Here is a 9,903-nt window from a genome sequence, read left to right as displayed (position 1 = left end):
GGCGGCGCCCCTGCGCACCACCCTGACGCCCGAGCACGCCCGGACGATCATCGCGAAGAACACCAGTCCGGATATCGGCTTCGACCGGTCCATCAACCCCTACAAGGGCTGCGAACATGGCTGCATCTACTGCTACGCCCGTCCGTCCCATGCCTTCATGGGCCTATCCCCGGGCCTGGATTTCGAGAGCCGACTCTTCTTCAAGCCCGAGGCCGCGGGTCTGCTGGAGCGGGAGCTCTGCAAGCCGCGATATGTCTGCAAGCGCATCCACATAGGCGGCAACACCGACCCCTATCAGCCGGTCGAGCGCGACCTGGGATCGACCCGATCGATCCTCGAGGTCCTGCAGAGGTTCAGGCACCCCTTCAGCATCATCACCAAGTCTGTGCTGATCGGCCGCGACGCCGACATCCTGGGCCCCATGGGGCGCGACGGTCTGGCCTCGGCCATGATCTCGATCACCACCCTCGACCGGGGCCTGGCCCGGGCCATGGAGCCGCGCGCCTCGACCCCGGCGAAGCGGCTGGAGGCGATCAGTCGGCTGGCCGATGCCGGCTGTCCGGTCGGGGTCGGGTTCGCGCCCGTCATCCCCGGGCTGAACGACCACGAACTGGAGGCGGTGCTGGGGGCGGCGGCGAAGGCGGGCGCGACCTCGGCCATGTATGTCACCCTGCGTCTGCCGCTCGAGATCAAGGATCTGTTTCGCGAGTGGCTGGCCGACGCCCGGCCTGCGCGGGCGGCGCGGGTGATGTCGCTGATCCGCCAGACCCGCGGCGGCCGAGACTACGATCCCGACTGGAGCCAGAGGATGAAAGGGACCGGCCCGGTGGCCGAGCTGATCGCCACGCGGTTCAAGGCGGCGGTGAAGCGCTACGGGCTGGACGGGCCGCGGCAGGTTCTGGACGAGAGCCGGTTCCGCGTGCCGCCTGAGATGAGGCCGCAGCTGGACCTGTTCGACCTGCCTCTTCCTTCCCCCCTCGCGGTTGAAGGACTCGCAGGGTGACTAGCGCCGAAATATGCCGACCAGCTCGACGTGGGCGGACCACAGGAACTGGTCGACGGGGGTGACGCACTCCAGACGGAAGCCGGCGTCGATCAGGACCCGGGCGTCGCGGGCGAAGGTGACCGGGTTGCAGGAGACGTAGACGACCGTCCCGGCCTTGCTCTGGGCGATCTGTCGGGTCTGGTCCAGGGCGCCGGCCCGGGGCGGGTCGAGCACGATGGCGTCGCAGCCGCGCAGGTCGTACGGCGCCAGCGGACGGCGGAACAGATCGCGGGCCTCGGCGGTGATCGGCTTCAGCCCCTTCGCCGTGCCCACGCCGGCCTTCAGGGCGGCGATCCCGGCGGCCGAGGCGTCCGCCGCCAGCACCGGCGCGACCATCGCCAGCGGGAAGGTGAAGGTCCCCGCGCCGCAGAACAGGTCGGCGATCTTCTTCGCCCCCCGCACGGCCTCGACCGCGCGCGAGACCATGGCGGCCTCGGCCTCCGGCGCGGCCTGCAGGAAGCCGCCCGGCGGCAGGGGCACGCTGGCCGGGCCGAAGGCCACGACCGGCTGGCGCGACATCACCAGGGTGTCGCCGGCGAGGCTGAGCCGCGCCAGATCGGCCGCGCCCGCCGCCTCGATGGCGCGCATCTGCGCATCGCGCGACAGGCCGCCGCTGCGCCGCTCGACCCCGGTCACATCGACGTCCAGCCCGGTCAGGGTCCAGGTCACGTGCAGGGTCGGCGCGGATTTCGGATGTTCGAGAAAGGCCTCGGCCACCCGCGCCAGGGCGGGAAAGGCGGCGACCAGCCGGGGCTCGGCCACCGGGCAGACGCGGACCTCGACCAGCCGCCAGCTCTTGCGGGCCTTGAAGCCGAGGATCGCCCGGCCGTCCGGCCCGCGCCGGGCGTGCAGGGCGACACGGCGGCGGGCGCCGGGCGGAACCGCGACGGTCGGCTCGATCCCGGTCTCGATCCCCTCCCGCGCCAGCGCCAGGCGGACCTGCTCCCGCTTCCATTCGAGATAGGGGCCGCTGGCCCAGTGCTGCAGCGAGCAGCCGCCGCAGTCGCCGTAGTGGGGCGACACCGGCGCGACCCGGTCCGGACTGGCGACTAGGATTTCCACAGCCTCGGCCCGACCGTCCCGGACCTCGGCCCGGATGGTTTCGCCGGGCAGGGTCAGGGGCGCGAACACCGGGCCGTCCGGGGTCTCGGCGATCCCGTCCCCCTGCCCGCCCACGCGCCCGATGATCAGCGTTTCCGTCATTGCGCGCTTCTAGAGCCTCCGGGCCCGCGGCGAAACCTGAACGAAGATGAACGACGCACTCAAAGGCCGTTCAGCTTCGGGGCCTTAAGGATGAATGCAACAGACCGGGGCGCCGTTCGTTCGGGGTCCAGTTCTCAAACCGAATCCAGGAACGATCCGATGTTCGCCCGCCTGTCCGCCGCCACCGCAGCCTTCGCCGTCGCCGGGACATTGATGGTCCCCGCCACCGCGTCCGCCCAGACCTATAGCTACCAGGGCCCCCAGAACTATGGTTCGGGCGCCTATGGCCAGCCGTACGACTACGACAATCGTTACGGCTACGACGACCGCTATCGCGACAGCCGCTACGGCGATGACGCCTGCCGCAGCTACCGCAACGACCGCCAGGCCGGCGGGGCGGTGATCGGAGCCACCGTGGGCGCCGTCGCCGGTTCGCAACTGGCCGCACGCGGCCGCCGCACCGAAGGCAGCCTTCTGGGCGGCGTGCTCGGAGCCGTCGTCGGCGCCGGGGTGGGCGGCAGCTCGGCTCGCGAGTGCGACAACTACGGCTCGAACTACCGCTATGGCGACAGCCGCTACGGCGACGACCGCTACGGCTATCAAACCTACGGCCGTTCCGACGACCGCTATGGCTATGACGACCGGTACTATGGCGATGACCGCTACGGCTACAGCCAGCCCGGTTATGGCTACGACAGCCGCTACAGCAGCAGCTACCAGTCCGGCTACAGCGCCGACCGCTACGGTTGCCGCACCATCGAGAGCCGCAGCTATACGCGCGACGGTCGTCTTGTCACCCGATACGAGCAGTCCTGCCCGGACCGCTACTGACCGAATCGCGTCGCCGGTTATTTTTCAGCCCCCCTGTCGATCGGCGATGTGACGGAGACCCCCGGTGGAGCAATCCATCGGGGGTTTTTCCATTTTTGAGGCGCTATCGCTCGCCGCGCGGCGGCTCGCTGCTTGAGCGCGGATTTGAGGCGCTATCGCTCGCCGCGCGGCGGCTCCGCTGCTTGAGCGCGGACGGCGCTAGCGCCGCCTCGCCCAGAGCAGGAATTCGACGTTGCCGTCGGCGCCGGTGATCGGGCTTTGGGTGGTCGCCTGCACGGCCCACCCCTGCCCCTCCAGCCAGGCCGAGACCGAGGCCACGGCGGCCTGGTGCGCGGCCGGGTCCTTGACCACGCCCTTGCGATTGCCGCCGCCGGGCCGGTCGGCTTCGAACTGGGGCTTCACCAGGGTGACCAGGTCCGCGGCCGGCGCCGCGAGCGCCAGCGCCGTAGGCAGGACCTTGGCCAGGCCGATGAAGCTGGCGTCGCAGACGATCAGCCCGGGCGGGTCAGGGATCAGGTCGGGAGTCAGGTCGCGGGCGTCGGTGCGTTCGAGATTGATCACGCGGGGATCGACGACGACGCGCGGGTGAATCTGGCCGAAGCCGACGTCGACCGCATAGACCCGCGCCGCGCCGCGCTCGAGGCAGACCTCGGTGAAACCGCCGGTCGAGGCGCCGACGTCGAGCACGATGCGTCCCTCGACTGCGACCGGCCACAGCGACAGGGCGTGATCCAGCTTCAGGGCCCCGCGGCCGACCCAGCGGTGGGCGTCGGCGTAGGCGAGGACGGCGTCGGCGGCCACAGCCTGGGACGCCGACTTCGCCGGCGCGCCGTCGACCGTCACGCCGCCCGCCTCGATCGCCGCCTTCGCCCGGGCCCGGCTGTCCGCGAGGCCGCGCGCGACCAGCAGCTGGTCGAGCCGGACCTTCGTCACCCCACCGCGTCCAGACGGGTCAGGGCGGCCTGCAGCCGGGCCTTGCCCGCCTCAGCCTCCGCCAGCTTCTCGCGCTGTTCGTCGACCACCTCGGGAGCCGCGCGGGAGACGAAGTTCGGATTGCCGAGCTTCTTGTTGACGTGGCCGATGTCGCTGTCGAAGGCCGCGATCTCCTTCTGGAGCCGGGCCCGCTCGGCCGCGAGATCGATGATCCCGGCCAGAGACAAGGCGGCCGTCGCGCCGCCGGAGACGAAGGTCACGGCGCCAGCCGGGGCCGCATCCGCGGCGCCGACCTCGGACACGCGGGCGAGGGTCAGGATGAGGTCGCGGTGACGGGCGACCCGGTCCGCCGTGGCCGCGTCCGGGGCGACGAAGGCCAACGGGGGCTTGGCCGAGGGCGCAACGTTCATCTCGGCGCGAAGGGCGCGGATCTCGGTGACCAGATCGACCAGCCAGCCGATCTCGGTCTCGGCCGCGGGGTCGATGAAGGCGTCCGGCAGGTCCGGCCAGGCGGCGCCGATCAGGGTCGCCTCGGCGCGGGGCGCGCCGTCGGCGGCCAGCTGGGCCCACAGCTCTTCGGTGATGAAGGGCATGACCGGGTGCATCAGCTTCAGCGTCTGGTCGATCGTCCAGGCGGTCATGGCCCGCGTCTCGGCCTTGGCCGCCTCATCGGCGCCGGTGAAGACCGGCTTGGCCAGCTCCAGATACCAGTCGCAGAAGACGTTCCAGACGAAGCGGTAGAGGGCCGAGGCGGCATCGTCGAACCGGCCGCCCTCGATGGCGGCGGAGACCTGACGCTCGGCTTTCGTCAGCTCGCCGCGGATCCAGCGGTTGATGGTCTGGTCGACGGCGGCGGGGTCGAAGCCCACGACGCGGCGGGCCTCGTTCATCTGCGAGAAGCGCGCGGCGTTCCACAGCTTTGTGCCGAAGTTCCGATAGCCTTCAATGCGTTGTCTGGACAACTTGATGTCGCGCGTGCCCGACAGGATGGCCATCGTGAAGCGCAGTGGGTCGGCGCCGAGCTCGTCGATGATGGTCAGGGGGTCGATGACGTTCCCCTTCGACTTGCTCATCTTCTGGCCCTTCTCGTCGCGGACCAGGCCGTTGATGATGACCCGTTTGAACGGAACTTCATCCATGAAGTGAAGTCCCATCATCATCATCCGGGCGACCCAGAAGAAAATGATGTCGGCGGCGGTGACGAGGTCGGACGTCGGATAGAAGCGGCGCAGGTCCTCGGTGTCCTTCGGCCAGCCCATGGTCGAGAAGGGCCACAGGGCCGAGCTGAACCAGGTGTCGAGGACGTCCTCGTCCTGGATCAGGGCGGTCTCGGCGCCATAGTGGTCACGCGCGGCGGCGCGGGCGTCGTCTTCGCTCTCCTCGACGAAGATCGTGCCGTCCGGCCCGTACCAGGCCGGGATGCGGTGGCCCCACCAGAGCTGGCGCGAAATGCACCACGGCTCGATGTTGCGCAGCCACTCGAAATAGATCTTCTCGTAGCTCTTCGGCTCGAAGGTCGTGTCGCCCTGCTCCACCGCCTTGATGGCCGGCTGCGCCAGGGTGTGGGCGTCGACGTACCACTGGTCCGTCAGCCACGGCTCGATGACCACTCCGGAGCGATCGCCGTGCGGGATGACGTGGCGGGTCTTCTCAATCTCCTTGAGCCAGCCCTCCTCCTCCGCCCGGGCGACGATGACCTTGCGGGCGGCGAAACGGTCCATGCCTTCGTAGTCGGCGGGCACGTCGGGCGTGTCGGCGGCGGTGATGCGGCCGAAAGCGTCCATGACGTTCAGGGCCGCCAGCCCCGCCCGCTTGCCGACCTGGAAGTCATTGAAGTCGTGGGCCGGGGTGATCTTGACCGCGCCCGAACCCTTGGCCGGATCGGCGTAGGCGTCGGCGACGATCGGGATGCGCCGGCCGGTGATCGGCAGGGTCACGAACTTGCCGATCAGACCGCCATAGCGCTCGTCATCGGGGTGCACGGCCACGCCGGTGTCGCCCAGCATGGTCTCCGGCCGGGTGGTGGCGACGACGATGTGATCGCGGACCTCCCAATCGGTCGGCCGGCCTTCCTCGTCGAAGGCGATCGGGTGCTCGTAGGTCACGCCATCCGCCAGCGGATAGGCGAAATGCCAGTAGAAGCCGTCCATTTCCCGCTGTTCGACCTCGAGGTCGGAGATGGCGGTCTGGAAATGCGGATCCCAGTTCACCAGACGCTTGTCGCGGTAGATCAGGCCTTCCTTGTGCAGCCGGACGAAGACCTTGCGCACGGCGACCTGCAGATCGGGATCGAGGGTGAAACGCTCGCGCGACCAGTCACAGGAGGCCCCGAGGCGGCGCAGCTGCTGCTGGATCGAGCCGGCGCTGGTCGCCTTCCATTCCCAGACCTTGTCGACGAAGGCGTCCCGGCCCATCTCGCGCCGGCTCATGTTTCCGTCGGCGGCCAGCTGGCGCTCGACCACCATCTGGGTGGCGATGCCGGCATGGTCGGTGCCGGGCAGCCACAGCACGGCCTTGCCCTTCATCCGGTGATAGCGGGCGAGGATGTCCTGCAGGGTGTTGTTCAGCGCGTGGCCGATGTGCAGCGAGCCGGTCACGTTCGGCGGCGGAATGACGATCGAATAGGCCTCGGCCGCCGTGTCCTGGCGCGGCGCGAACACGCCGCTCTCTTCCCAACCGGCGTAGAGGCGGGGTTCGGCGGCTTTCGGATCGAAGGTCTTGTCGAGCATGGAGGTTTCTTACGGCAAAAAGCGAAAGGGCGGCTCCGACTGGAGCCGCCCCGGAATGATCTAGCCTTGATCAGGTCGCAGGTGAAGCTAGCCGGCGGAGCGGGCGATGCGTTCGACTTCCTTGCGTACCTGCGCCTCGACGATGCCCGGCAGGTTGGCGTCGAGCCATTCCTTCAGCATCGGGCGCAGCAGGGCGCGGGCCAGTTCGTCCAGTGTCGGGCCGGAAGGGGTCGAGGTTTCCATGGGCTCTGACTTCTTGAGGGAGGAGGCCAGTCCGGCGAAGGCCGAAGCGGCGCTGGCCGCCGCACTGTCGCCGACGAGAGTGTCATAGCCGGTCGGCGCGCCGTGGCTGGTCGTGTCGGCGGGATGTTCCGGCTCCGGCGCGAAGACCGATTCGCTGACGGCCTCGACCGGGAACGGGTCGACATCGACCGCAGGCGAGACGTCGAGGTCGCCGATGCTCTCGGCGGCGGGCGCCTCATAGGTGTCGGTCAGCTCCAGCACGTCCTCCTCAGACGATGCAGGCTCCTCCATTGAGGGCGTCTCGTCCATCAGGGCCGGCGAGACGTCTTCAGCCCCCTCTTCAGCCGACGCAGCCTCGGCCTCCGGCGCAGATTCGGATTGTCCGGCGGCGGCCGGAGCCGTCTCGGCGGGGGCGTCGTCTTCGGAGATGATCCGGCGGATCGACGCCAGGATTTCCTCCATCGTCGGTTCCTGGGCGGTCTGGTCGGTCATATCGAAACCCCGAGGCGCGCGGCGAACGCATAAGTCTGAAGATGCGGCGCCGGACCGAAGCCCCCACCCCGCCCTTTGTCGTCGCATCTCAGCCCGCTGGAATCAACGGGCGTTTTTTCGCGTCGCCGGTTAATCCTCCACCCTGAAGTCGCCTCCGGGGCGACCTGCGCGCCCGTCAGTCGCGGGGCGCGGTCTGGACGATCTCGGACTTCAGCTGCTGGTCGATCGGCGCATCGGCCGCGTCGTTGGCCGGAACGATCGGCGGGGCGACGATGCGGTCGATGGCTTCGACCAGCCCGTCCCACGGCAGGGCGCCGCGGTTGCGGACGCGCTCGTAGTTCGCGGCCGGGTCGTAGACGGTCAGGGTCGGATCGAGGTCGGAGCCCTCCAGCCGTCCCATGGCCGCCAGCAGATTGGCCTGGGCGACGTATTCGTTGCGGCGCGCGCTGGCCAGGGTGACCTCGGCGTTGCGCAGCTCCAGTTCCTGGTTGAGCACGTCGAGGGTGGTGCGCAGGCCGACCTGGGCCTCCTGACGGACGCCTTCGGCAGCGACGGTGGCGGCGCGGACGGCCTCGGTTCCCGCCTCGAGGCTGGAGCGCGCCGACAGGGCCTGGGCGTAGGCGGAGCTGACCGACTGCAGGGTGTTGCGGCGCTCGCCCTCGACATTGATCTGGGCGGCGTTGGCGCGTTCGAAGGCCTGGGCGACGCGTGAGCTGTTCAGCCCGCCCGTGAACAACGGCACCGACACGGTGGCGCCGGCCGTGAGACGGGTGGTGTCGGCGATATCGCCGATCCGGTCGAAGTCATTGTTCGACCCGCCGTAGGAGGCGGTCAGGCGAGCCGACGGCATGTATTCGGCCTTGGCCGCGGCCACACTGGCTTCGGCCGCACGCAGGCTGTAGGCGGCCGAGCGGATTCCGGGGTTGTCCTGGAGGGCCACGTCGAGGGCCGAGTCGAAATCGGTCGGAACGCCGGGCAGAACCGGCATCGGGGCCAGGTCGCCCGGCGACTGCCCGACGACGGCCGCATAGGAGGCGCGCGACACCGACAGCTGGGCCTGGGCGTTGGCGAGATCGGCCTCGGACTGGGCCAGGCGGGCTTCGGACTGGGCGACGTCGGTGCGGGTGATCTCGCCAACCTCGAAGCGGGCCGAGGCCTCGTCGAGCTGACGCTGGAGGACGCCGATGTTGGCCTGGCGGACGCGGAGGATCTCGGTGTCGCGGATCACGTCGGCATAGGCCTGGATCACGGACGCCAGCACGGTTTGTTCGATATCGCGCAGGTTCTCGCGGCCGGCGAGGATTTCGGCCTCGGCGGCGGTGATGCCGTGGCCGATCCGGCCGCCGCTCCACAACGTCTGCGACAGACCGATGCTGGCCGAGGCGCTGTCGCCCTCGAAGCCGGCCTGGTCTCCATAGGCCTGGGTGTGATTGCCGCTGACGGTGACGTCCAGTCGGGGGCGCAGTCCGGCCCGGGCCTGCACGATCGATTCGTCGAGCGCCCGCTGGTTGGCCCGCTGGGCCAGCAGCGACGGATTGGTCTGGTAGGCCAGGGCGATCGCTTCCTGAAGCGTTTCGGCCCAGACGGGCGCGCCCATGCCGGCGATGACGGCGACAATAGCGACCGAGGCGAGCGCGCGCGAACGTTTCAGCATGACTGTTCCTGCCTGGCGCGAACGAATATCCGCGCCCCTTTGTATCCCATAGGCCAGATGGGGGACGGTTTCGTCCCACGCCAGTTAAGATTTTTTCACGCGACGCTGGCGCCGCGCCCCACGCGCCGATCTACAGGGCGAAGGCGGGCTCCGGCGCGAGCTCGGCGAGGACGGGCGGGCCGGCGTCGAACAGTTCGCGCCGCGAAACCCCCGACTGGCCCTTCACATACAGGACGGCCTTGCCGGCGGGTCCGGCGCGTTCGACGACGGCCAGTCGACCGCCCACCTTCAGCGCCGCCAGCCAGGCTTCGGGACGGGCCGGCACGGCCGCTTCGGAGACGATGAGGTCGTAGCCCTCGCCGACCGGTTTGGCCAAGGGCGCCTCAACACCGGAGACGCCGGCCTCGGCCAGGGCGGGGCCGACGATCTCCAGCACGGCCGGATCGGCCTCCTGGGCCGTGACGGCGAGCCCCATCTGCGCCAGCACCGCCGCGGCGTAGGGCCCCGCCAGCGCCAGCGCGGTCTCGCCGGCGCGGGGCTCCAGGGCCATCAACAGCTTGGACAGGTCCCGGGCCAGCATCAGCCGGCGGCCGCCGGCGATCTCGGGCTCGATCTCGGCATAGGCGGCGAAGGCGCGCTCCGCCGGCAGGAACCGTTCCCGCGGCACCGCGAGCAGAGCGGCCTGCAGATCGCGGTCAGTGACGTCGTTGACCCGGACCTGGCTGTCCACCATGACCTTGCGCGCGGCGGCGAAATCCATCTGTCGCAAATCC

At 69.8% G+C, this 9,903-nt stretch carries 8 protein-coding genes; 2 read left to right on the top strand and 6 right to left on the bottom strand.

Annotation, left to right across the window (positions count from 1 at the left end; translation table 11 throughout):
• The coding region (locus V6M45_RS04335; RefSeq protein ID WP_332654264.1) for a PA0069 family radical SAM protein at positions 1 to 1,003 on the top strand (1,003 nt) is incomplete at its 5' end.
• Here V6M45_RS04335 and V6M45_RS04330 read toward each other — a convergent pair.
• Positions 1,004 to 2,248: a class I SAM-dependent RNA methyltransferase gene (locus V6M45_RS04330; RefSeq protein ID WP_332654263.1), complete on the bottom strand. Its 1,245-nt coding sequence runs from the start codon at positions 2,246 to 2,248 to the stop codon at positions 1,004 to 1,006.
• A gap of 159 nt (positions 2,249 to 2,407) precedes the next feature.
• On the opposite strand from V6M45_RS04330, the gene V6M45_RS04325 reads away from it, so the two are divergent.
• Positions 2,408 to 3,079, top strand: a complete 672-nt coding sequence (locus V6M45_RS04325) for a glycine zipper 2TM domain-containing protein (protein ID WP_332654262.1) — start codon at positions 2,408 to 2,410, stop codon at positions 3,077 to 3,079.
• A 198-nt stretch (positions 3,080 to 3,277) separates the two neighbouring features.
• Here V6M45_RS04325 and V6M45_RS04320 read toward each other — a convergent pair whose 3' ends face one another.
• The 5 genes from V6M45_RS04320 to V6M45_RS04300 form a co-directional block, all read right to left on the bottom strand.
• Complete coding sequence (locus tag V6M45_RS04320; RefSeq protein WP_332654261.1) at positions 3,278 to 4,012, bottom strand: TlyA family RNA methyltransferase; 735 nt, start codon at positions 4,010 to 4,012, stop codon at positions 3,278 to 3,280.
• Complete coding sequence (locus tag V6M45_RS04315) at positions 4,009 to 6,741, bottom strand: valine--tRNA ligase (protein ID WP_332654260.1); 2,733 nt, start codon at positions 6,739 to 6,741, stop codon at positions 4,009 to 4,011. The genes V6M45_RS04320 and V6M45_RS04315 overlap by 4 nt, the downstream gene beginning before the upstream one ends.
• Before the next feature lie 87 nt (positions 6,742 to 6,828).
• Positions 6,829 to 7,476 (bottom strand): DUF2497 domain-containing protein, encoded by a 648-nt coding sequence (locus V6M45_RS04310; RefSeq protein WP_332654259.1) that lies wholly within the window; start codon positions 7,474 to 7,476, stop codon positions 6,829 to 6,831.
• Between the two features lie 175 nt (positions 7,477 to 7,651).
• A complete protein-coding gene (locus V6M45_RS04305; protein ID WP_332654257.1) occupies positions 7,652 to 9,130 on the bottom strand; it encodes a TolC family outer membrane protein in 1,479 nt (492 codons plus the stop codon).
• 130 nt (positions 9,131 to 9,260) lie between these two features.
• The gene (locus V6M45_RS04300; RefSeq protein ID WP_332654256.1) at positions 9,261 to 9,890 is read right to left on the bottom strand and encodes a protein-L-isoaspartate O-methyltransferase family protein; all 630 of its coding nucleotides are present in this window, start codon (positions 9,888 to 9,890) and stop codon (positions 9,261 to 9,263) included.
• Between the last annotated feature and the right edge of the window lie 13 nt (positions 9,891 to 9,903).

Origin of the sequence: Brevundimonas sp. (assembly GCF_036676055.1) — a bacterium.
In the GTDB taxonomy this organism is placed as follows: Bacteria; Pseudomonadota; Alphaproteobacteria; order Caulobacterales; family Caulobacteraceae; genus Brevundimonas.
Note: the sequence above shows the minus strand (reverse complement) of the source record. Positions and strands in the feature narration are given on the sequence as shown.